This is a genomic window from Staphylothermus marinus F1 (assembly GCF_000015945.1).
GTDB lineage: Archaea > Thermoproteota > Thermoprotei_A > Sulfolobales > Desulfurococcaceae > Staphylothermus > Staphylothermus marinus.
The window spans coordinates 812,334-832,669 of sequence record NC_009033.1 but is presented as its reverse complement, the minus strand read 5'-3'; the positions used below and the strand labels follow the sequence as shown (position 1 = coordinate 832,669).

Sequence of the window (20,336 nt, the reverse complement as noted above, 5' to 3'; positions counted from 1 at the left end):
TTAAGATTTGTTATAGGGTTATTTAAGCATTATCAAAACATTATTTATCATTTCAGTGATTGAAAGAATTTCATCTAGTGTTCCTCTGAGTGAATCAAATCTTTTAGGATCATTTGGCACTGTGATCTCAGCTTCATAAATGTATTCTTCATTATTTCTCGATATTTTCTCTTTTAAAGACATATATTCAGGTGCTGTTAAATTATCTGGATGAAGCATTTCATAGATAGCCTTTGCCAGTTTTTCATCCTCCATAATTATTTTAAGCCTTGATAATATTGCCATCACGATCCACCATGCATAACTGGTTTTCATCGCAATATGCATATAGTGTCTCAGCATCTTCGTTACCTATCCGGAAAAGCTCGCTTAGGCTTGTATAGTGTTCACCATCATAATAGATTATGATGGGCTTATTTTCGGGGAGCATATCCATAGATTTTAATATCTCAATAAATATCTCAGGTCTCTCAAGGCTTTCTTCAATTTCGAAAATATTCTGTTTTGTTTTAATGAATTGATTTAGCGCAATCGATATATCAATAATTAATTCATCTATAACGTTATCACTTAGAGTTGTTATTTCAAATAAAATGTTTGGATCAACACTTATAATTGATAAGTATCTAGGATTGTTTTTCTTAAGAGATAAATATATATTAAGTAATCCTACAACTTCGTTTAACTCGATAATTCTATTATTGATTTTTGCAATATAGACGTTCCCAAGTATTTTTCTAACGATTTTTTTAGCATTAGAAACACCTATAATCACACTTAAATTATTTAATAAGTGTTCAAGGAATTTAGCAGCTAGATCCTTATTTTGTTCTATATGAATATGTTTAACTATCTCTGTTCTTCCACCAATAATATGGCTTAACAATTCATTGATTTTTTCTGGTTCCCCCGTTAATCCTGGAATAAATGGTATTAATGTTCTATAGATTGAATTTACTAGATCAAACTTTAACCTACCCCAAAACCTGAATCCAGGTTCATATTCTATGATTTCCTTACTAGTCAGTTCTTTCAAAATTTCTGACTCAATCCCTTTAAATCCTTCAACAGTATCTAAGCTTTGGTAAATACCTGTTGCTATAGACAATATTTTATCATATATTGATACACCATATATTTTGTCAAGATAGTATGAAACATATGCTGAAACGCTTTCTCTCATATTAAAGTTTATTGTAAACATGTCAGTTTGCTCCCTAGTTTTAGGCAAGTTAATCAATATTGTGGGTTCGTCTTTTTGGTCAAGTATTGCTTTGGGATCATAGTTTATGCTTGTTTTAATTCTATGTTCATTTAGGTTTTCAAACAGTATACTAGAAGCTACTAGTGAATCTAGATCTATTCTTGGAACTATCCGCACATAGCCATATTCGTTTATTCTTTTTAGAATATCATTTAATGTATTACTCAAACCCGGAACCCAATAATAGGATAAGAATGTTGAAACTATTAATTATTATCGTGTAAAAGATTTATTATAGTGATCGCTAGAGATAAGCTGATACAATCAGTTTTGCTTGCTCTGGTGTATATTTCCAATCAGGCGGTAGCCTACCTATTCTCTTATAATACTTGACTAACCTATGGATCTTAGATTCTAAGTCAAGCAATCCCTTCTTTGCATGAAAATCCTTAGGATGTTCTTCGAGGTGCCTTCTTAAATTAACTGCTTTCCTCATCAGGAACAATAAGTCTTCTGGAACAGGCAGTTTTATTCCGTGTTTCTCAAGTATTTGAACAAGTTTTTTACCTGTAACTTGTTTAACTAGTGGAACACCATATTGATCTCTTAGGATAATTCCTATCATTGAAGGAGTATATCCTTTCTTAGCCAACTCAACTACTAATAACTCTATATCGCTGGGGCTCATATCAAGTTTTAGCCAGCGCGGAGGCCCTGCTCGAGCAGGTCTTGTAGAGTGTGATTGTCCTTTGTCCCTTTTCTTGTTCATCTATATGTCCCTCCTATTCTCTTACACCATATACTAACTAAGGAATTATTATAACCTGTTTTTAAACCTAATTCCGTTTTTCAAAATATTGTTTAAGGGTTGAAAATGCTTTCTCTACTGCTTTAGCTCTATGAGAATACTTGTTTTTCTCATCTATACTCATTTCTGCGAATGTTCTGCTTGATCCTTTAGGTATAAATATTGGATCGAATCCAAAGCCTTGTTCGCCACGCGGGTTCCGAGTAATTATACCACATGTTTTCTCCAATACGGAGATCATGAACGGTTCATATATTAAGACAACAGCGGATTTAAAACACGCTTTTCTATCAACAATGTTTTCCATAAGCTTAAGTATACCGGTTATACCGATAGTCTTAAATACATAGCTACTATAAGGACCTGGAAATCCTTTTAAAGCATCAATAAACAATCCTGCATCTTCCACTAAAACGGGTTTTTTAAGATTCATATAAGCATTTAGAGCAGCATGTCTTGCTATATTTAAGATGTTAGAATCTTGTATTTCTTGTTTAGGATAGTTTGATTGAACTAGTATAAAGCCGTATTTTTCAGCGATAGGTTTAACTTCGAGTAGTTTATGTTTATTTCCAGTAATGAAATATATTGGCTCTAATTGTTTATTCAATATATGTTTCCCTCAAATACTTCTTTCTCAATCTTTCTTCAACATATCTACCTCTCAACCTTATTTCTTCAACCCTCCCAAATACTTCCTTTGCTCCTTCCCCATAACCCTTAATGTATCCTTTTCTAAAATATTTCATAAAATAGCTTGTTTTATCAGGGACTATTGCTTGTAAACTCCTTCTTAGTAAGTGTATATCTATGGCATACTCTTCTATATCTCTGCTGGACCCAGCTAATCCGAAATCTATAATGTATACTTTTTCATCACTAGTAATGACTATGTTGGCAAGTGTTAGATCTCCATGGTAAATATTGAGTGAATGCATTATACCTGCTTGAAAGCCTAGATCATATGCATATTTAGCTATTTTCTCGTCTTCTAATGTATCAATTATGTTGATGAGCTTAACTCCTTCAATATATTGCATTACTATTACATAATTGTTTAGATCAACCATTAAAGGAGCTGGAACATTTAGTCCTCGAAGATATAGTTGTGAAAGTATTTTTGCTTCAGTTTTTGTTCTAGAATACCTAAATACTTCGTCGAATCGGGGATGCCTATATGGTTTACTAACCCTATATTTTACAATAACTTTTTTACCAAAATAGTTTCCAAGAAACAATAATGCTTCTGCTCCCTTATCCAGTGTTTTTAATCCTGTATCCAAGGCAATTCAACCTCGTCTAAGCGCCATCGTTGTCTAACAAAGGCTTTTCTTGGCTCTACTATTACATTGTGTAAGTATCCTAGCAGACCCGTATACGCTATCATAGCTCCATTATCTCCAGAATACTCTGGTGGTGTTCCAGCATATTTTGCTCCATGTAGAGAAGCCATTAACTCTAGTTTTTTTCTTAAAACCTTATTAGAAGCAACGCCTCCTACTAGAAGTACTTCTTTCTTACCAGCTAATACAAGTGATCTCTCAGCAACCTCTACCAACATGTTGAAAGCTGTTTCTCTAAGACTTAAACATACATTGCCAAGTTTTTTCTTGTTATCTATGTATTTCTCAGCTAGGCTTAGAGCTGCTGTTAATAATCCTGAAAAACTTAGATCACTTCCCTTGACTGTGTAGGGTAACGATATAAACTCGCTTCCCCATTCAGCACATATATCTACTTGGTGTTTTCCATTAACAATATATGGAGGCGCTAAACCTATTTCTCTCGCAAAAGTATCTAGTAAATTTCCTATGGGTATATCGAGTGTTTCTCCCAGGATACGGTATCGTTTTTTCCTCTGAATAGCGATTAATGTATTGCCGCCGGAAACATATATTATTAATGGATCTTTAAAACCAAATAAGAACTTGCCTATTTCAATATGTGCTACAGCATGATTTACAGGTATCAATGGTATATTATAATAAGACGATAGAAATCTAGCAAGTGATGCTCCAACCCTCAAACATGGGCCTAGACCAGGCCCTAATGCTACAGCTATCGCCGAGACATCTCTCATACTTATATTAGCTTTTTGAAGAGCATCGCTTAATACCTTAGCTGCCACCCTTGCATGATGTAGAGCCGCTTCTCTAGGATGTATACCGCCTTTTTCCGGGATATATTTATCATATGTATTCGCTAGGATACGTGTCTCATTAATGGAGGAAACATACTTTACTATTCCTACTCCAAAGGTGTGGCTCGTAGACTCTATTCCCAAAACTATTATGTTCTCCATGTATTCCACACTAGCTGGTTTCATGTTAAAAACATGTTAACAATTCTATTTCTTAGTTGAAACAATGTATACTATTTATTCATGTACATATTCTACGTATCCACATTTGCCACAATGCCATCTAGGCACAGGCTTCTTATGGAACGCCATAAAGCTACCGCATTTAGGGCATTTCTTGTTTTTAGGCTTTATTGTCCCGGTTTTATAGTCGAATATATAGAGTTTGTGAACATGTGCCATTTAGCTCACCCCATCCCTTGTTCTTTCATCATTTGTTCTAACTGATAAGATTGAGAAGCATATTCGTTTCTCTTAATAACATATGGGGGCTCGAATTGCTTTGCTCTCTCGACACTATCATATATATGTATCGTAGCGTTTGAAACTCCTAATCCATATTCTGTATTAATTTCTCGAACATAGACTTTCTCGACTTCCACACCATATATTTTAGCGGTTTCATGCCTGATAAGCCCTCTTGAAGGAGTACTTTTTCCTATATGAGCTATTCTAATAACTACTTCTCTCCTTTTAACTAGGGGATTATACTTGTCAACAACTATTTCTCCCGTAAATTCTCCGATCTTAACTGTTTTACCCAAAGCTATGCACGCTCCTCAACATTGTTTTTCTCGAATACTTTTATTTCTAGACCTTATTATAGACAACTATATCTGGTTTAAATGTTTTAAGTATTCTTAAAGCTTTGAGACGATTGCTTTTTATAATTACTACACCTATATCTGGTTGTCCATAAGCTATACTTGTTTCTTCATTTTCTAGTGCATAAGCTAGTGTGACTAGGTCCTCTTCTCCTTTAACAATTATTGTTCTATAGTTTTTTGCTTTAGCAATAGTTCTAGACATTAAGCTCATAGTTCCCCTGGGATTAACAAGGTTTGTAAGCGGCTCATTAATTATAGGTTTAATATTTATGTGCCTACGTGTCTTATAATCTATTATTTTTATGTTTCCTCTTAACGTATTAGAAACAATATCTCCAACTAAGATGTGGGCTTCGAGGTCTTTTATAGGGTATTTCCCAATATATAATATGCCTTGAGGAGTGCTGAGGATTTTTCTTAGATAAGACTCCGGCTTTAAAACAGGAACTATGAATTTGCTCTTCATCGTTGATCATTAGGTTACCTTTATAGCATATCTACCGGGCTTTGTGAACCCTAGTATTTTAGCTATTTCAGAACTCTCCGGATCTATTATGATGATTATTCCATCCCAATCTTCCGTTAAATCTCTCGAGCCACAATATGGGCATTCAGTAGCGTTTTTATCAACTAATGCTTTACATCTCCTACATGCTTTGAAAGGCTTCCCTCTCACAGGCATTTTTATCAACTCCTCTTTTGTTTCTCAATTTCTTTCTTAATCCATTCTATTTTTCCGAGAAATGGTTGTCTCATAGTTAATTGTACTCTTAATCCCTTACCTGGTAGTGGGGCTACATTATATACTCTAGCTCTAACAGCATCTCCTCTTTCAAGCATTCTCCTAGATTCTCTAAGTATTAGTGCCGGTCTTGTTGGATCATAATCTATTTTCTCATCACTTATTTGATTAATATATATGAATCCATCTGATGCACCTAGATCAACGAAAGCTCCATGTGCTAGGACAGTATTTATTCTTCCCTCTACAACTTCTTTAATGAATGGGTAGAATGCTAGAACAGTGAATTCTGCTTTATGATACGTTGCTCCATCCCCCGGTATTACTTTACCCTGTGGATCAACCTTTACATCTAGAACAGTAACAATAATGCCTAGGTTTTTAGTGATCATTCCTTCATATGATTGTCTCAACTCTTCCCATGCTGCTTCCTCTAATGGTTTATTGAATTTTTCCGGAGGAATTCTTACAACGTCTCTTATTCTATACAGTCTATAAACCATTTTCTAGCACCGTTAACACTATATAAGCATCTTACATAAAACAATATTCGCTGATTCATAGATAAATAATGTTTCCACCTAATATTCTTAGCTATTATGAAATAACTGTTAATTTATATTTCTAAGCCTTCAACCTCTATAATCATACCTTCTTCTCTAAGATAGATCTCTGGAATACCTTTTTCTCGCAGCTTTTTTCTCAGTTCTCTATCATTGGTTGCTACTGCGGCATTGTTTTGCATAGCATACCTGATAAGTAGATCATCTACTTTTTCTCCCGGCATTGTTCTAATATCTACTATTTTACAGAATTTCTTAGCGATTTCTAGTGCGAATCTTGCTTTTCTACGAAGAGATGGGTTTCCCTTGTTCATTATTTTTTCTAGTTCTTCAATGACTGGTTTTAAAACAATGTATTCTGGTTTTGCCAAGATTTTTTCTTCTATTTGTTCAAAAACATTGATTCCATCGGCAATTAATAGTAACATATTTGTATCTAGTAAAATTAAAGGCTTCTTAGGCAAAATATTTATGCCCTCGTTCTTAGCTTGATACTTCTTCTACAATACCCCATCCAGCTAGTCTCCATCTTCCAAGAACTCTTCTACTGATAGCTATTCTAGAGCCCTCCCACGCGACAATGGGGTCTCTAAGATTTATCTCTATAGTATCGCTTGTTACATTACGAACTATTCCTACACGAATAGCTGTACCTGCTGTTATAACAACTACTTCTCCTCTGCTAATTGGTTTAGTCTGGATCATTTCCTTCATTCCAACAACTCTTTGTAGGAGCTTATAACGAGCCTTAATATGGGTTGTTACAGGTGGTAGATGGCCTGGTTTTCCAACTATGTTACCGATTAATGCATCTGATTTTGTAAGGGATGGATCAAGCTTTGTACCTATAGCTAATAATCCTCCGGGCTTAGCTTCTTCTACACTTAAATTACCGAATTTTAAACTAACCACTTCGCTGATAATTGGTTCATATCTGTATCTACCCTTACCTCCCCCTATAGGTACTCTGATTCCAGGCCTAATCTCAATTTCATCACCTACTCGTAGAACACCCTGCATCAACGAACCTCCAATAACCCCTCCCTTTAAATCCTCAGGCCTTGTCCCTGGCTTGTTCACATCAAAGCTTCTAGCTACATACATTAATGGAGGTTTAGACAAGTCTCTTTTAGGAGTTGGTATTTCCTCTTGCATCGCTTGTAGTAGAGCATCTATGTTGGCTTTGTGTAGTGCACTAACCGGGATTATTGGTGCATTTTCAGCCCATGTCCCCTTTACAAACTTTTTTATTTCCCTATAGTTTTCCAATGCTCTTTCCTTAGATACTACATCTATCTTGTTCTGAACAATTACTAGGTTCCTAACACCAATGATGTCAAGGGCTACGAAGTGCTCTAGTGTCTGGGGCTGTGGACAAGGCTCATTAGCTGCTATTACAAGTAATGCTCCATCCATTAATGCTGCTCCACTAAGCATAGTTGCCATCAAAGCTTCATGTCCCGGCGCATCAACATAGCTGACTCTTCTCAGAAGTTTCGATTCTGAACCATCAGGGCATATTTGTTCAGTAGTATATGCTTCGGGGGGTTCTAGGTTTTCACAGTATGCTATGTTTCCATCGGCGTATCCTAAACGGATGGTCATTCCTCTTTTCAATTCTTCACTATGCTTGGCTGTCCATATGCCTGTTAATGCCTGTACAAGCGTTGTCTTACCATGATCAACATGTCCTACAACACCAATGTTTACTTCAGGCTGTTTCATCTTCCAAGGCAATATACATATACACCTCCAAATCAATAATGCTAGGGAAAATATTGGAAAACAAAAACAATGTTCTTTAATAAACAATATTATTCTTAAACATATTTAATTACTGTATTGATCTGGACAATATCTTCAGTGATAGTATTTCCTCGAATCATTTTTCTTCTACGTTCTCCCTTCTCTCTCGGATGGAAGCCTGGAGGACCAGATAATAACACTCTCTTCTTCACGCCACCCATCACATCTGGTCTCATAGGAAAACCGCTATTATCGCTTCCACCCCTTATCTTTAACTTAACGTTTTTAAGCCCTACAATTGAGCCGTCAAATTCGTCTCCAATTTTTAATCCTATAAGCAGTTTTGTTCTATCATCATTTATTCTAATCTGCCATGCTCTAGCTCTGAAGAGTTCTCCTTCCAGCTCGTTCGTACCAGTAGCATTGACTAGTTGTTCAGCATTCACTCTAACTTCATTTTCTGGAATATTATCATCCACAATAATTTTTCCAGTAATTTTAACTTTGTCTTTAGTGCCAGGCTTATACATTCTTATAGTTGCTACTCCATGAACTGCTTTTATTTTCTCAGCTGTTTTACTATTCATCTTCAATATTGGTAGTTCGAATCCTTCCTTCACATTCTCATCAAACTTTATTTCTGGATCTCCTACTACTTTAACTTTTACAACAGTTTCTTCTTTTGGAGCCTGGGGATCGGATATTACGATTTTGAAATCAGCCATCTATATACACCCCACCACCAGTTTCCCGGTGGATACTGTGTTATACAGGGGGTTAAACCTTTTAGAGCTATAGTTTTAAGCATTAAATACTGTTTCTACCCCTGTATAACACCCCACAATTATTTATTAACCATTGTTTTAAAGGTTTCTATAGTTTTCGAATATTGCTGATTAAGAGAAATTAATAATGTATTGTTTGAAAAACCATTTATCATGGTATATGCGGTAATTTCAATAAGCAACTAATCCATAAACACAAATGAAGAAAATAAGCATTTAGGGAGAAAAAGGTGAGCAACGATATGAGCAGTGTTAAATCCGGAAAATCATGGATTAGGCAACCAATAGTTGTTGTACTAGGACATGTTGATCATGGTAAGACGACTCTATTAGATAAGATCAGGGGAACAGCTGTTGCTAAGAAAGAACCAGGCGAAATAACCCAGCATGTTGGAGCAAGTATTGTTCCAGCATCTGTTCTCAGAAAAGTCGCGGAGCCTTTGAAAAAATATTTTCCAAAGCTTAAAATAGAAATTCCCGGATTATTATTTGTCGACACTCCGGGTCACGAATTATTCAGTAATCTTAGGAGAAGAGGGGGTAGTGTAGCTGATATAGCAATACTAGTAGTAGATATAATGGAGGGATTTCAGCCACAAACATGGGAAAGTATACAGATACTGAAAGAAAGAAAAGTACCCTTTATAGTAGCAGCTAATAAAATAGATAGAATTCCAGGTTGGAAGCCCAACCATGATCAACCATTCTTAGAAACTATAAGAAAACAAGACCCACGCATTGTTAGCAGGCTTGAAGAACTAATATATAGGCTTATTTCACAACTCTACGAAGCAGGATTTATGGCTGAAAGATTTGATAGAGTAAAAGATTTTAGAACAACGGTGGCAATAGTGCCTGTATCAGCTAAAACAGGCGAAGGCGTTCCAGAACTACTAGCTCTACTAACTGGTCTTGTCCAGAGATTTATGAAGAAAAGACTAGTTACAAGCGAAGAACCCGCTAAGGGTGTTGTTTTAGAAGTTAAAGAAGAACCCGGTCTTGGAACAACAATAGATGTAATCATATATGACGGCGTAATACGTAGGGGAGACACTATTGTTGTTGGAGGCAAAGATAAACCAATAGTTACAAAGGTAAGAGCATTATTAATGCCTAGACCACTACAAGATATGAGAGCACATGAAGGAAAATTTGTTAGTGTCGAACAAGTAGTTGCTGCTACAGGCGTAAAGATTTCAGCCCCAGATCTGGATAACGCGCTTGCTGGCTCACCAATATTCGTTGTTCCCTCGGAGGATAAGATAGAGGAATATATTAAGATCGTAAAAGAAGAAATAGAATCCGTTAGAATAAAGACGGATAACATAGGTGTTGTAGTAAAAGCTGACACCCTAGGAACGCTAGAAGCAGTTGTCGAAGCTTTAAAGAGAGAAAATATACCAGTTAGACTAGCAGATGTCGGCCCTGTTTCTAAAAATGATGTTTTAGAAGCTTCTGTTTCAAAGAATCATAGACCAGAATACGGAGTCATAATAGCTTTTAATGTTAAAATACTCCCTGAAGCTGAAGAGTATGCTGCTAGAGAAAACGTTAAGATCTTTAGACACAATGTTATCTATAAACTTATAGAAGACTATATTGGATGGGTTAAACAGCTTCGCGAACAAGAAAAAATTAAGGAGCTAGAATCTCTTATTAGGCCAGGTAAAATACGTATATTGCCAGGCTACATTTTCAGAAGAAGTAATCCAGCAATTGTTGGAGTAGAAGTTATTGGCGGAGTTATTAAGCCGGGGTATCCATTAATGAGAAAAGACGGTATGAGACTGGGCACGATTATGCAAATACGTGATAGAGATAATGTATTAAAAGAAGCACGTGCGGGTCAATCTGTTGCTATAAGTATTCGTGGTAGAATACTTGTTGGAAGACACGTTGATGAAGGAGATATACTATATACTGATATACCTAAACAACATGTACACTTATGGCTTACAAAGTACAAAAATGAATTAAGCGATGATGAGAAAATGGTTCTTAAAGAAATAATTGAGATCAAGAAGAAACAAGATCCGTTCTACGGCTTAGTTTTTGGTAGCTGAATATAATTATTTACCAATCAATTATTTCATCATCTTTGAAAATAACTCTTATCTCTCTCATAGCACTTTCAGGACTATCACTTGCATGAACAACATTTTGAGATTTAGATAATGAATAGTCGCCTCGAATTGTTCCAGGAGGAGCTTCTCTACCATCTGTTGGTCCGATCATCCTCCTAACAACACTAATAGCCATATCACCTTCGAGAATCATGGCGATGATAGGCCCCGAAGTCATGAACTCTATTAGAGATACGAAGAATGGTTTTCCTCTATGAACACTATAGAATTCTTCAGCTTTTTCTCTTGTAAGCCGAAGCATTTTTAATGCTTTAATCTTTAAACCTTTCCTTTCAAATCTGGATATAATTTCTCCAATCAATCCTCTCCTAACGCCATCTGGTTTGATTAGAACAAGAGTTCTCTCGGTATTCAACCTTGATCACTCAATCACTGATTATTTGGTTTGTGAACCATATTTAAGTGTCCATTTCAGTTTTCTGGGATCTCTTCTTAGCAATAGATAGTTCTTGTAACATTTACGACTACAAAACCATAGTATAGAGCCATCATTTTTTACATACATTATTCCTGTTCCAGGCTCTATTTCACGTCCACAGAAACTACATCTCACCATGCGAGGCATTGTTTCCTCCACCACTCCAATAAGCATTTATTGTCTACAGTATTTCACTATCGGGAAAATACAATTGTAGAGTATTTTAAGTTTTATCGTAAACCTTATAAAAACGTATCTCCTACACCAAATTTGAATAGTTAATTGTTTGGAGCGGAACATAAAAATCAACTAGCCATATAAGGTGTATTGATTTTGAGCGGTGAGGAAACAGAGAAAAAGATTGTAGCTGAACAACCCGAGATAAACGTAATCGAAGAAATAGGTTTTCCAGCAGAGGTAATTCAAATAATTGGTAGAACAGGTGTAACTGGGGAAATAATACAGGTTCGCGTAAGAGTATTAGAGGGAAGAGATAAAGGAAGAATAATTACTAGAAATGTTAAAGGCCCCGTCAGATTAGGAGATATCTTAATACTTAGAGAAACAGAGAGAGAAGCTAGGAAACTAAGCGGTAGAAGATAAAAGTTTTTCCTCAACTAATAAATTATCCTGATCAGAATTATTAAGAAAATATTCTCCATGAGAAAACAGGGATAAGTATTACAAAAAATTATTGAAGAACTATATTATTTATTCCTATGCAGCTTGATCTATAACCTAATAGAGATTAGGCTCCTGCCTTTGCTCTTAGTTCTTGTACCTGCTTGATAATTTCTTCTACTAAGTCTTTAGCACCGCCTGGGTCTATGATTGCAGCGCTAGCTGCAGCTACCTCTATACCCGCTGCTTCACCTAGCCTCTTTTTGCTTGGGACATAAACATATGGTATTTTCTTTTCGTCGCAGAGTAGAGGTAGATGAGCAACTATTTCTGGTGGATCAACGTCTTCAGCAATTATCACTAGTTTTGCTATTCCTCTTTCAACAGCTTTTGTTGTCTCATTTGTTCCCTTCTTTATCTTACCACCTGTCTCTCTAGCCTTTTTAACTGCTTCATATACTTTCTCAGCTAGTTCTGGAGGTACTTCGAATTTTACATAGAATGGTTTAGACATAACTTCATCCTCCTCCCAACTCTTCGGTCGTCTGATTTAAAACCAAATAATAGTAAATGGTATTATAAGGTTTTTGTTATTCATGTGCAAAAATACATTTGATCTCCTCTGGTTCTTTGGAATCTATTCTTGCGAACCCTATTCTATAGAATTGTACTATGTTTCCAAGTTCTTCGTTAGTTAATGCTTTTTCTGCGAGGAGTATTCTTGTTTCAAGGTTTGTTTCTTTCGGTATTATTAGCTTAACTCTTATTGATTGTTCAAGTTTAACCCATTGAATTATTGGTGCGCGATACTGTTTTGCTTCCTTAGCTGATAAACTTATTAGCCTTGCTTCAAAACCTATATAGTTCTTAGAGAATACTGGTCGTGTTAATGCAAAGTTTCCTATACCCATTAATCTAAACATTTTATTTTGTATGATATTAAAATCCTTCTGTGATATGTACACTATGTCTCCTGGTTTTATTATATAATTATATGTTTCACGAGTTGAGGGATGACGTAATACGTGGGCTTCAATACTATTATTAAAACCTATAAGTTTCAGAGGTAATGCTTCTTCGATAGCCATATATCTTTTTGCCTGAGGATCTATGATTGATCTATTAATCGCAGCTAAGTTTACATAGCTGATTCTTGCATCAATTACATTTATTCCTACATCCTTTATTATTCTCCAAAGAGTTTCTCTTACAATTCCCCTTCTCCGCAAACCAGATAACGTCCCGAATCTTGGATCATCATATGGCTCCATATTATATTCTACGATCATTTTCCTCATTCTAGACTTACTCAAAATAACTCCTTCAAGACTTAATCTACCAAAATGTATTGTTTCCGGATATTTCCAACCCATATGATCATATAGGAATTTTTGTTTAATAGTATTTGAAACATGTTCTTTAGCTCTAAGTATATGTGTAACACCCATTAAGTGATCATCTATTGCAGCAGCTAGATTATATGTGGGCCACAAGATATATTTATCTCCAACAATAGGATGCGGTGTTTTAGAAGTATCAATTATTCTTGCAGCAACCCAATCCCTAACGCTTGGATCAGGATGTGATAGATCTGTTTTAACTCTAACGACAGCTTCTCCCTCAGAATAGTAACCTTCAAAGATCCTGTCCAGTTCTTCTAGGTGTTTTTCCGGAGGTAATTCTCTGTGAGGACATGGTTTTCCAGAGTCACGTAGTTTCTTGAATTCTTTCGGACTGCATTTATCGACATAAGCTCCTCCATGCTTTATTAATTCTCGTAAAGCATTATAGAGTATTGGTAAACGTAGACTTTGAATATATTCTTCGTTCCATTTAATACCTAGCCATTTAAGATCATTTCTTATCCTATCATATGCTTCTGGGAAAGGCGCTTTTGTTCTAGGATCGGTGTCTTCGAATCTTAGAATCATTTTTCCCTCGTACATTTCAGCATACCAATAACTGAGAAGTGCGGGCCTAGCATTTCCCAAATGGATAGTATAGTCTGGATTAGGAGCGAATCTTGTTACAACTCTTCCCTTTGCAGCATTAGGTAGGGGCGGTAAAGACTTTTCTTCTGTCCTGGGTTTTTCTTCGAGTAGTTCTGGCCAATTCTTTTCAATAATTTCTTTTTGTTTTTCTATTGGTAACTGGTTTACCTCGTTTATTGTTTCACGGACGATATCAATTACTTCTCGGACATGTCTTCGTATCTCTGGTATTTCAGCTATAATTTTAGATATTACAGGTTTTAATTCTGCTTTTCCACTGTGTTTATATGCGTTTAACAATGCATATTTATATGCTGCTTCACGGACTTTTTCTAATAGTGATTTCTCTAATGTCATTTTTATTCACTACCGCTAAAACGTATTTTTCAGGTTTCTCCCAGGGGAAATTAATTACGAGTAAGACTACACCCTTACATGGTGAACGAATTGTTCTTACCTCACCTTTACCAGTAATTATGTATGCAACTTTATCTCTTTCTTCGATTTCATCTCCTTCCCTAGGAAAGACATATGGTTGGATACCTTTAACCTCTATGAGGCAGAGCTTTTTATTTTCATCTATTAGAAAACCATTCATTTCTTTTTCTCCACTATACTCAGGGATTACTATGAAAGCTTTTTTAGTAGCTGGTTTAACTAGGTCAATATAATTTATTATATGTTCATAAATTATGTGTCCGAATACACGCTTATAATTTACATACTTCTCTAGATCTTCTTTTGTAAGCACCAAGATATAATGTTCATTTATTTCTAGAACATATTTATCGCTCTCCACTCCTTCAACGAAGACTTCAGGATATCTATATTTCTCCATTATTATAAACCACCTTTTCGAATAAATTGTATATAGTTTTCTAAATCTATTTTTCTCTGTTTAAGATAGCTTAGTATAGGCTCAAGCAATACGACTGGTTTATCACGGGTTTCACTTGGATTCTTAGCTCCTATTAGGAAGAGCACAGTTCTAATCGTCTCGATATATGTAAATAAGAACTTGTATGCTTCATCATAGCCTTGTTTTATTAAGAGATAAATAATTGGTTTCGCTAATCCAACCATGTCTGCTCCGAGAACTAGTGATTTTACTGCTTTTAAACCATCCCATACTCCTCCACTAGCAATAATGAATGAGTCGGGGGCAGCATTTCTAGTCTCTATAATTGCTAGTGGTGTGGGTATTCCCCATTTATTGAGAATATCCGCAATTCTTTTCTTATACTCTGGTGTTCTAGACCGGTATTTCTCAACTAATATCCAGTTCGTACCACATGAACCTGATATGTCAAAGTACCTTATACCAATGGATCTGAATAATGATGCTGTTTCCATAGAGATACCGTTACCCACTTCCTTTATGATTACTGGAACATCAATACTATCAAGTATTTCTTCGACCTTAACAATAACATTATCACTAAATCTTGTATCTCCTTCCGGCTGTATAACTTCTTGTGCTGGGTTTAAATGGATTGCTAACGCATCTGCCTCAATGGATTTGATTAGAAACTCAATATCATTTATGCTTAGGTCATTAATAGTATTAATACCGATATTACCAATGACTGGCACATCTTGTGCGGTTTTCCTAACTATTTTATAGGTTTCTAGTACATCACTATTGTCTCTATATATTATCATTGGTCTCTGACTTCCAACACCTATAGCTATACCTAGTTCTTGTGCTAATCTAGCTAGTTTCTCATTTATCTTAGTAACGTTTCTATGTCCTCCCGTCATTCCCGTTATCATGAGTGGTGCATTAATAGTATAGCCTAGAAAATCTATCCTAAGATCCACTTCTTCCAGATTTATTTTTGGAAAAGCTTGGTGAATAAGCATTATGGAATCATATATTTTCGAGCAATGATCAGGGAAGTCAATGTTTTCTTTTAAAATAATATCTATGTGTTCTAGTTTTCTTTCACCTATATTCTCATCCATTTAAGGCACCGTACGATTGGTTAAGAACAAATATTGTATTTCTTTAAAAACAATACTTCTTACTACGATAATAATGTATTGCACATATATTATTTGATTAAAAACCTTATTGCAGCATATCCTACAACAGCTGATTTATCTCCTGAAACATCCCCGCTGGTTGCATACTTTAATAATTTAGCTTCTCCTTTACCATATAGTTTTACTAGTTCGATCAGTGTCATTATTCCTCCAGGACCACATATGGTTACAGGTTCCTCTAGTATAACCTTATACAAACCGTCTGTGTCAAGTGCAAGTATGCGATCTAGTGCTTTCTTGTCTTTAGCAACCGTTATATCGTGCGGGTCATAATGGTTAAAGTCGCTACTAGCAATTATTATAGTGTCTCTTCCCATGGTCTGTAAGGATTCATATATTGCTTTAGAGAGATCCCTGGCTACATCAGGTGTGTGTAAGCCTAGAACTATTGGTACTATTTTAACATTATTGCCGAACAAATACTGTATAAATGGTAATTGAACCTCTACTGAATGCTCTTCGACATGTGCATATGTATCGAGTTCGGCGAGATCACTGTTGCTAACTATATCTCTAGCTAGTTCAGCATCAACTTCTAGTTCTCCTAGAGGAGTAATCCATTTTCCTGCAGGATACACTGATACAAGCGAGCCTAAACCTGTATGATTTGTCCCAATAATAATTATGGTTTCAGGTTTACCATCAAGAGCCAAGTTATAGTAGACATGAGCAGCTATAGGCCCGCTATAAATATAACCTGCATGCGGAGCTACGTATCCTAAAGCGTCTTTGCGACGGGTGCTTGATACTTGAGGTAATTCTCCGGGACCAAGCGGGTGCTTAAAGGAATGCTCGATTAATTCACGTAGTTTTTCTGGTTCGCTTGGATAAAAATATCCAGCTACAACGGGAAGTCTTACATGTGATTTTTGCTCCAAATATTTTTTCACCTCTTAAACTTTACTTCGAATTCTGAGGGAGGCTCGGGCAAGTCGCCGTCTGGCGGTAATAATCCTCTCTCCCTAAGTATTTGTCTTGCTAATAACCAATATATTAGTGCTAAGCTTTTTCGACCCTTATTGTTTGCTGGAATAATTAGGTCTATATACTCTGTTCTATTATCTGTATCAGCTAGTGAAACAATAGGTATACCTATTTCTGCTGCTTCCTTCAATGCTTGGGAGTCAGCACGTGGATCTGTTAATAATACTATGTCTGGTTCAAAATACCATTTAAGGCTTGGATTTGTAAAGGTTCCAGGCATAAATCTACCTGTGAAAGGTTTGCATCCTACATAGTTGCAGAACTTAACAACAGGTTTTTGCCCATATGTTCTAACCGACACAGCAGCAATTTTTGATGGCTCATATCTTGATAGGAACTTTGCTGCTATTCTTATTCTTTCATCGATTTTTCTAACATCTAAAATGTAGAGTCCATCATTTCTAACACGGTAAACAAACGGCTCCATGAACTTTGTACATATATGTGTTCCTATATGAACTCCTGCCGCCAAATATTTTTCTAGTGGGATCAATAATTCTATGACTGGTTTTGTCTGGGTTTTCTCCGCGGATTTTTCATTATTTTTTGGTTGTTCTTGAGCCATATTAATTCACCTCTTAACTAAGTCATGATACTTTGGGGAAGTTTAAGATTTCATAAGATATTTCAATATGTGAGAGAAACATTCTTCGACAACAATATCTTTTAACACCTAAATCATCTAGAACTTTACCCGGGTCTTCTCCTGCTTCAACTCTTTTCTTAAATTCTTCCCATAAATGACCTATGGGTGCACCACATGTGAAACATCTAACTGGAAACATCATTTTTATAAAAACACCTCGTTTTTACCTATAGCTTTTCTGCCATCTCCTCCTAGCACTATATCTGCCCCATTTCTCAGGCTCTGTTCTTCTCGGGTCTCCGCTTAGCATGTATCTATCGTATTCGGTGAAGATCTTTCTTAGTTCAGGATTGTTGTCAGCATATTCTAGTAATCCTCTAGCAATAGCCATTCTAACAGCATCTGCTTGACTCATTACACCACCGCCTCTAACATTTACGTATATATCTACTCGTTTCCATAGATCTCCAGCTATGACTAGGGGTTCATACATTTTTAGTCGGGCAAGCTCTATTGGCCATATCTCTAATGGTACACCGTTTATCCACACTCTTCCTTCGCCTGGCTTAATAACTGCTCTCGCAATGCTTGTCTTCCTTTTACCTGTTGCAATAACTATCTTTCCCTTCACACTCATATCCTAACACCTTTCCAGCCGAGTTCTTTAGCTATATCTGCTAGGGTAATATATTCTCTCCCGAGTCTATTAGCATCTGCTTCTTTGAAACGTATAAATTCTACTTTTCCAAGCTCCGGCGGTACTCCATTATATACTCTAAGTCTTTTATACGCATTTCTACCTTTAGGTTTATCCATGGGTAGCATTCCACGAACTGTTCTCTTCAATATATTGTGGGGTGATTTAGGTCTTCTAACCCCTGTTTTATAGGGATTATAGTGTGTGGTGACTTTCTCAATAAGTTTATATCCTTGGATAACCCTTACTCTTTCACCGCTTACAACTGCTTTTTCAGCATTTACCACGATCACTCTGTATCCGTTGAGTAGTTTTTTAGCTATGATACTGGCTAGTCTTCCCAGGATCTGATTTGTTGCATCAACATATATTGTTTTAGGTTCACTCATATATATCACCCAATAATTTTCACATTGCTTCCACGCGGGTTTTCACGGGCTAGATCAAGTATATGTATAGCTTTCCCACCGGCAATCTCTATTTTTTCAATAGCTGTTTTTGTAAATGAAACTGCAGCGACTGTTACCGGGTGATCAATGTTTCCTGAACCCAGCACTTTTCCTGGAACTACGACAACATCTCCACTGCTAGTATGCCTGTTTATCCTGCTTATATTCACAGCTCTCCTCTGCCTCCTAGGTTTTTCAAGTTCTTCAGCGACTGCTTTCCAAATAGCTGTTTTATATTGTTTGGATAATTTTTTGAGCTCTCTAATAGTTTTCCTTAATACAATGTTTGTAGGTCCTGTCTTTTTCATTTAATTATCCCCTCACTTCTAAGGTTTTCTATGAAATCATCTATTTTATTTTCAAGTATTTTTACGGCTTCAATAAGGATTCTTTTAGGAGGTAATGAACCTGTAGATTCGATTGTTAAAATATATTCGTTCTCTCTCCAGCCAACTCTTATCGCATCAGTCGGACAGTATTCTTCACAAATTCTGCATAATGAACAATCAAAAATCTTATTAGTGTTTACAATTATTTTTCCGTTTTCAAAGCTTAGAATATTTCTTGGACAAACCTCTATACATTTCTTACAATTTTCACCTAAACACTTCTTTTCATCTATATAAATATCAGCAATATACTTGTGTGCTGCAACAGATACAGGGCTCCATTTGGCGTGTTCTTTTCCCCTGCCAAGTCTAGCATATGCTTCCAGCCTTATTTCTTGGTTCTTTCCTAGAACTATAATAGGAATGTTATCATAAACAGGTTTAACATCAGGATCCGAAGTCTTTAGATCTCCGCTGTGTAGAGTTACAAGTTTACCTTCCTCACCTTTCCCTTCAAGATCAAGTTTTACAAAGCAATCTTCGGTGAATAATCCTCTGTCTCCTGCTTCTCTGCATTCTTCTGGTGACTTATATTTGTCTAGTGCTGCTTCACTTGTTAACGGTATAAGTCCTAGTCTATGAGCAATATATTCATCATAGAATACACTGCTATTCATTGTGAATACTACGGAATCAATAGCCATTGTTGGTACTTCTGCTATTATGGCTCTACGAATAGAGTTTAAAACATGTAAAGGAATATCTTTTATATAAAGCCTTAGACGTAGAGGTGTTTTTTCTAAAACATTTATTTCCAAGACATGATTCACCCATGTTAAAATATAGGTTTAGACTCTCCTACCTCTCCTACCGCCTGGTCTACGTGTAGTGTCATGCGGTATTGGTGTTACATCTTCGATCCTTCCAATAATGAATCCTGCTCTTGCGAGTGCACGTATAGCAGCTTGTGCTCCCGGTCCCGGAGTCTTCGGTCCATGACCTCCAGGCGCTCTTACTTTAATATGTAAAGCTGTTATTCCCTTATCCATTGCTTCCGCAGCCGCACGACTAGCAGCAATCATTGCTGCATATGGGCTTGGTTTTTCTCGATCAGCCTTTACAACCATTCCACCGCTCCATCTGCTTACGGTTTCAGCTCCCGTTAGATCTGTTATGTGTATTATAGTGTTGTTTAAGCTACTATAAATATGTGCTACGCCCCACTTAAGTTCTCTACCCATGAAAGCCATTCCGCT

At 36.2% G+C, this 20,336-nt stretch carries 30 protein-coding genes; 2 read left to right on the top strand and 28 right to left on the bottom strand.

What is annotated here, in order from left to right; genetic code table 11:
- Window positions 1-18 precede the first annotated feature (18 nt).
- The 14 genes from SMAR_RS04340 to SMAR_RS04275 form a co-directional block, all read right to left on the bottom strand.
- Window positions 19-285, bottom strand: coding sequence for a KEOPS complex subunit Pcc1 (locus SMAR_RS04340; RefSeq protein ID WP_011839135.1), 267 nt, complete (start codon window positions 283-285; stop codon window positions 19-21).
- The gene (locus SMAR_RS04335) at window positions 263-1,432 is read right to left on the bottom strand and encodes a hypothetical protein (RefSeq protein ID WP_011839134.1); all 1,170 of its coding nucleotides are present in this window, start codon (window positions 1,430-1,432) and stop codon (window positions 263-265) included. The genes SMAR_RS04340 and SMAR_RS04335 overlap by 23 nt, the downstream gene beginning before the upstream one ends.
- Window positions 1,433-1,508: 76 nt before the next feature.
- Window positions 1,509-1,973, bottom strand: coding sequence for a 30S ribosomal protein S15 (locus SMAR_RS04330; RefSeq protein WP_011839133.1), 465 nt, complete (start codon window positions 1,971-1,973; stop codon window positions 1,509-1,511).
- Window positions 1,974-2,040: 67 nt separating this feature from the next.
- Window positions 2,041-2,622: an XTP/dITP diphosphatase gene (locus SMAR_RS04325; protein WP_011839132.1), complete on the bottom strand. Its 582-nt coding sequence runs from the start codon at window positions 2,620-2,622 to the stop codon at window positions 2,041-2,043.
- Complete coding sequence (locus SMAR_RS04320; RefSeq protein ID WP_011839131.1) at window positions 2,615-3,295, bottom strand: Kae1-associated kinase Bud32; 681 nt, start codon at window positions 3,293-3,295, stop codon at window positions 2,615-2,617. Before SMAR_RS04320 ends, SMAR_RS04325 begins: the two co-directional genes overlap by 8 nt.
- Window positions 3,280-4,314, bottom strand: a complete 1,035-nt coding sequence (gene kae1, locus SMAR_RS04315) for a KEOPS complex N(6)-L-threonylcarbamoyladenine synthase Kae1 (protein ID WP_244372313.1) — start codon at window positions 4,312-4,314, stop codon at window positions 3,280-3,282. The genes SMAR_RS04320 and kae1 overlap by 16 nt, the downstream gene beginning before the upstream one ends.
- A gap of 75 nt (window positions 4,315-4,389) precedes the next feature.
- Window positions 4,390-4,554, bottom strand: a complete 165-nt coding sequence (locus SMAR_RS04310) for a 30S ribosomal protein S27ae (RefSeq protein ID WP_011839129.1) — start codon at window positions 4,552-4,554, stop codon at window positions 4,390-4,392.
- Window positions 4,555-4,559: 5 nt separating this feature from the next.
- Entirely contained in the window at window positions 4,560-4,916 is a 357-nt protein-coding gene (locus tag SMAR_RS04305) for a 30S ribosomal protein S24e (RefSeq protein WP_011839128.1), read from the bottom strand.
- Between the two features lie 46 nt (window positions 4,917-4,962).
- Window positions 4,963-5,445, bottom strand: a complete 483-nt coding sequence (locus tag SMAR_RS04300) for a DUF359 domain-containing protein (protein WP_011839127.1) — start codon at window positions 5,443-5,445, stop codon at window positions 4,963-4,965.
- 9 nt (window positions 5,446-5,454) lie between these two features.
- The gene (gene spt4 / locus SMAR_RS04295) at window positions 5,455-5,661 is read right to left on the bottom strand and encodes a transcription elongation factor subunit Spt4 (protein ID WP_011839126.1); all 207 of its coding nucleotides are present in this window, start codon (window positions 5,659-5,661) and stop codon (window positions 5,455-5,457) included.
- A 5-nt stretch (window positions 5,662-5,666) separates the two neighbouring features.
- A complete protein-coding gene (locus SMAR_RS04290) occupies window positions 5,667-6,224 on the bottom strand; it encodes a DNA-directed RNA polymerase (protein ID WP_011839125.1) in 558 nt (185 codons plus the stop codon).
- A 113-nt stretch (window positions 6,225-6,337) separates the two neighbouring features.
- Window positions 6,338-6,748: a type II toxin-antitoxin system VapC family toxin gene (locus SMAR_RS04285; RefSeq protein WP_011839124.1), complete on the bottom strand. Its 411-nt coding sequence runs from the start codon at window positions 6,746-6,748 to the stop codon at window positions 6,338-6,340.
- A gap of 19 nt (window positions 6,749-6,767) precedes the next feature.
- Window positions 6,768-8,021: a translation initiation factor IF-2 subunit gamma gene (locus tag SMAR_RS04280; protein WP_011839123.1), complete on the bottom strand. Its 1,254-nt coding sequence runs from the start codon at window positions 8,019-8,021 to the stop codon at window positions 6,768-6,770.
- A gap of 83 nt (window positions 8,022-8,104) precedes the next feature.
- Window positions 8,105-8,755: a 30S ribosomal protein S6e gene (locus tag SMAR_RS04275; RefSeq protein WP_011839122.1), complete on the bottom strand. Its 651-nt coding sequence runs from the start codon at window positions 8,753-8,755 to the stop codon at window positions 8,105-8,107.
- Window positions 8,756-9,057: 302 nt separating this feature from the next.
- Here SMAR_RS04275 and infB point away from each other — a divergent pair, with 302 nt between their 5' ends.
- Complete coding sequence (infB, locus tag SMAR_RS04270; protein ID WP_011839121.1) at window positions 9,058-10,878, top strand: translation initiation factor IF-2; 1,821 nt, start codon at window positions 9,058-9,060, stop codon at window positions 10,876-10,878.
- A 10-nt stretch (window positions 10,879-10,888) separates the two neighbouring features.
- Here infB and ndk read toward each other — a convergent pair whose 3' ends face one another.
- Both ndk and SMAR_RS04260 read right to left on the bottom strand, forming a co-directional pair.
- On the bottom strand, window positions 10,889-11,314 hold the full coding sequence (gene ndk / locus SMAR_RS04265; protein ID WP_011839120.1) for a nucleoside-diphosphate kinase: 426 nt from the start codon (window positions 11,312-11,314) through the stop codon (window positions 10,889-10,891).
- 21 nt (window positions 11,315-11,335) lie between these two features.
- Window positions 11,336-11,524, bottom strand: coding sequence for a 50S ribosomal protein L24e (locus SMAR_RS04260; RefSeq protein ID WP_011839119.1), 189 nt, complete (start codon window positions 11,522-11,524; stop codon window positions 11,336-11,338).
- A gap of 186 nt (window positions 11,525-11,710) precedes the next feature.
- Here SMAR_RS04260 and SMAR_RS04255 point away from each other — a divergent pair, with 186 nt between their 5' ends.
- Window positions 11,711-11,980 carry a 30S ribosomal protein S28e gene (locus SMAR_RS04255; protein WP_011839118.1) on the top strand — a complete coding sequence of 90 codons (270 nt, stop codon included), beginning with the start codon at window positions 11,711-11,713 and terminating at the stop codon, window positions 11,978-11,980.
- Window positions 11,981-12,125: 145 nt separating this feature from the next.
- Here the strand turns inward: SMAR_RS04255 and rpl7ae are convergent, their stop codons facing one another.
- The 12 genes from rpl7ae to SMAR_RS04195 all read right to left on the bottom strand — a co-directional run bounded on the left by rpl7ae (window position 12,126) and on the right by SMAR_RS04195 (window position 20,330).
- Complete coding sequence (gene rpl7ae, locus SMAR_RS04250) at window positions 12,126-12,512, bottom strand: 50S ribosomal protein L7Ae (protein WP_011839117.1); 387 nt, start codon at window positions 12,510-12,512, stop codon at window positions 12,126-12,128.
- 76 nt (window positions 12,513-12,588) lie between these two features.
- Window positions 12,589-14,346: a glutamate--tRNA ligase gene (locus SMAR_RS04245; RefSeq protein WP_052833827.1), complete on the bottom strand. Its 1,758-nt coding sequence runs from the start codon at window positions 14,344-14,346 to the stop codon at window positions 12,589-12,591.
- The gene (locus tag SMAR_RS04240; RefSeq protein ID WP_011839115.1) at window positions 14,309-14,827 is read right to left on the bottom strand and encodes a DUF2118 family protein; all 519 of its coding nucleotides are present in this window, start codon (window positions 14,825-14,827) and stop codon (window positions 14,309-14,311) included. Before SMAR_RS04240 ends, SMAR_RS04245 begins: the two co-directional genes overlap by 38 nt.
- Window positions 14,828-14,829: 2 nt before the next feature.
- Window positions 14,830-15,954, bottom strand: coding sequence for a type 2 isopentenyl-diphosphate Delta-isomerase (gene fni / locus SMAR_RS04235; protein ID WP_011839114.1), 1,125 nt, complete (start codon window positions 15,952-15,954; stop codon window positions 14,830-14,832).
- A gap of 89 nt (window positions 15,955-16,043) precedes the next feature.
- Window positions 16,044-16,913, bottom strand: a complete 870-nt coding sequence (gene amrB, locus SMAR_RS04230; RefSeq protein ID WP_011839113.1) for an AmmeMemoRadiSam system protein B — start codon at window positions 16,911-16,913, stop codon at window positions 16,044-16,046.
- Between the two features lie 8 nt (window positions 16,914-16,921).
- Complete coding sequence (rpsB, locus tag SMAR_RS04225) at window positions 16,922-17,584, bottom strand: 30S ribosomal protein S2 (protein WP_011839112.1); 663 nt, start codon at window positions 17,582-17,584, stop codon at window positions 16,922-16,924.
- Window positions 17,585-17,606: 22 nt separating this feature from the next.
- Window positions 17,607-17,807, bottom strand: coding sequence for a DNA-directed RNA polymerase subunit N (locus SMAR_RS04220; RefSeq protein ID WP_011839111.1), 201 nt, complete (start codon window positions 17,805-17,807; stop codon window positions 17,607-17,609).
- A 21-nt stretch (window positions 17,808-17,828) separates the two neighbouring features.
- The gene (locus SMAR_RS04215; RefSeq protein WP_011839110.1) at window positions 17,829-18,242 is read right to left on the bottom strand and encodes a 30S ribosomal protein S9; all 414 of its coding nucleotides are present in this window, start codon (window positions 18,240-18,242) and stop codon (window positions 17,829-17,831) included.
- Entirely contained in the window at window positions 18,239-18,691 is a 453-nt protein-coding gene (locus SMAR_RS04210; protein WP_011839109.1) for a 50S ribosomal protein L13, read from the bottom strand. Before SMAR_RS04210 ends, SMAR_RS04215 begins: the two co-directional genes overlap by 4 nt.
- Before the next feature lie 5 nt (window positions 18,692-18,696).
- Window positions 18,697-19,059: a 50S ribosomal protein L18e gene (locus SMAR_RS04205; RefSeq protein WP_011839108.1), complete on the bottom strand. Its 363-nt coding sequence runs from the start codon at window positions 19,057-19,059 to the stop codon at window positions 18,697-18,699.
- Window positions 19,056-19,898 (bottom strand): DNA-directed RNA polymerase subunit D, encoded by an 843-nt coding sequence (locus SMAR_RS04200; protein ID WP_011839107.1) that lies wholly within the window; start codon window positions 19,896-19,898, stop codon window positions 19,056-19,058. Before SMAR_RS04200 ends, SMAR_RS04205 begins: the two co-directional genes overlap by 4 nt.
- 30 nt (window positions 19,899-19,928) lie before the next feature.
- On the bottom strand, window positions 19,929-20,330 hold the full coding sequence (locus SMAR_RS04195; protein WP_011839106.1) for a 30S ribosomal protein S11: 402 nt from the start codon (window positions 20,328-20,330) through the stop codon (window positions 19,929-19,931).
- Between the last annotated feature and the right edge of the window lie 6 nt (window positions 20,331-20,336).

Excerpts from the sequence above, each read along its gene's own strand:
- SMAR_RS04215 (WP_011839110.1), bottom strand. The coding sequence starts at position 18,242 with ATGAGTGTGAAGGGAAAGATAGTTATTGCAACAGGTAAAAGGAAGACA.
- infB (WP_011839121.1), top strand. The coding sequence starts at position 9,058 with ATGAGCAGTGTTAAATCCGGAAAATCATGGATTAGGCAACCAATAGTT.
- SMAR_RS04210 (WP_011839109.1), bottom strand. The coding sequence starts at position 18,691 with ATGAGTGAACCTAAAACAATATATGTTGATGCAACAAATCAGATCCTG.
- SMAR_RS04275 (WP_011839122.1), bottom strand. The coding sequence starts at position 8,755 with ATGGCTGATTTCAAAATCGTAATATCCGATCCCCAGGCTCCAAAAGAA.
- SMAR_RS04240 (WP_011839115.1), bottom strand. The coding sequence starts at position 14,827 with ATGGAGAAATATAGATATCCTGAAGTCTTCGTTGAAGGAGTGGAGAGC.
- rpsB (WP_011839112.1), bottom strand. The coding sequence starts at position 17,584 with ATGGCTCAAGAACAACCAAAAAATAATGAAAAATCCGCGGAGAAAACC.
- SMAR_RS04245 (WP_052833827.1), bottom strand. The coding sequence starts at position 14,346 with ATGACATTAGAGAAATCACTATTAGAAAAAGTCCGTGAAGCAGCATAT.
- fni (WP_011839114.1), bottom strand. The coding sequence starts at position 15,954 with ATGGATGAGAATATAGGTGAAAGAAAACTAGAACACATAGATATTATT.
- SMAR_RS04300 (WP_011839127.1), bottom strand. The coding sequence starts at position 5,445 with ATGAAGAGCAAATTCATAGTTCCTGTTTTAAAGCCGGAGTCTTATCTA.
- SMAR_RS04310 (WP_011839129.1), bottom strand. The coding sequence starts at position 4,554 with ATGGCACATGTTCACAAACTCTATATATTCGACTATAAAACCGGGACA.
- spt4 (WP_011839126.1), bottom strand. The coding sequence starts at position 5,661 with ATGCCTGTGAGAGGGAAGCCTTTCAAAGCATGTAGGAGATGTAAAGCA.
- kae1 (WP_244372313.1), bottom strand. The coding sequence starts at position 4,314 with ATGGAGAACATAATAGTTTTGGGAATAGAGTCTACGAGCCACACCTTT.
- SMAR_RS04205 (WP_011839108.1), bottom strand. The coding sequence starts at position 19,059 with ATGAAAAAGACAGGACCTACAAACATTGTATTAAGGAAAACTATTAGA.
- SMAR_RS04290 (WP_011839125.1), bottom strand. The coding sequence starts at position 6,224 with ATGGTTTATAGACTGTATAGAATAAGAGACGTTGTAAGAATTCCTCCG.
- SMAR_RS04330 (WP_011839133.1), bottom strand. The coding sequence starts at position 1,973 with ATGAACAAGAAAAGGGACAAAGGACAATCACACTCTACAAGACCTGCT.
- rpl7ae (WP_011839117.1), bottom strand. The coding sequence starts at position 12,512 with ATGTCTAAACCATTCTATGTAAAATTCGAAGTACCTCCAGAACTAGCT.
- SMAR_RS04260 (WP_011839119.1), bottom strand. The coding sequence starts at position 11,524 with ATGCCTCGCATGGTGAGATGTAGTTTCTGTGGACGTGAAATAGAGCCT.
- SMAR_RS04220 (WP_011839111.1), bottom strand. The coding sequence starts at position 17,807 with ATGATGTTTCCAGTTAGATGTTTCACATGTGGTGCACCCATAGGTCAT.
- SMAR_RS04340 (WP_011839135.1), bottom strand. The coding sequence starts at position 285 with ATGGCAATATTATCAAGGCTTAAAATAATTATGGAGGATGAAAAACTG.
- SMAR_RS04195 (WP_011839106.1), bottom strand. The coding sequence starts at position 20,330 with ATGGCTTTCATGGGTAGAGAACTTAAGTGGGGCGTAGCACATATTTAT.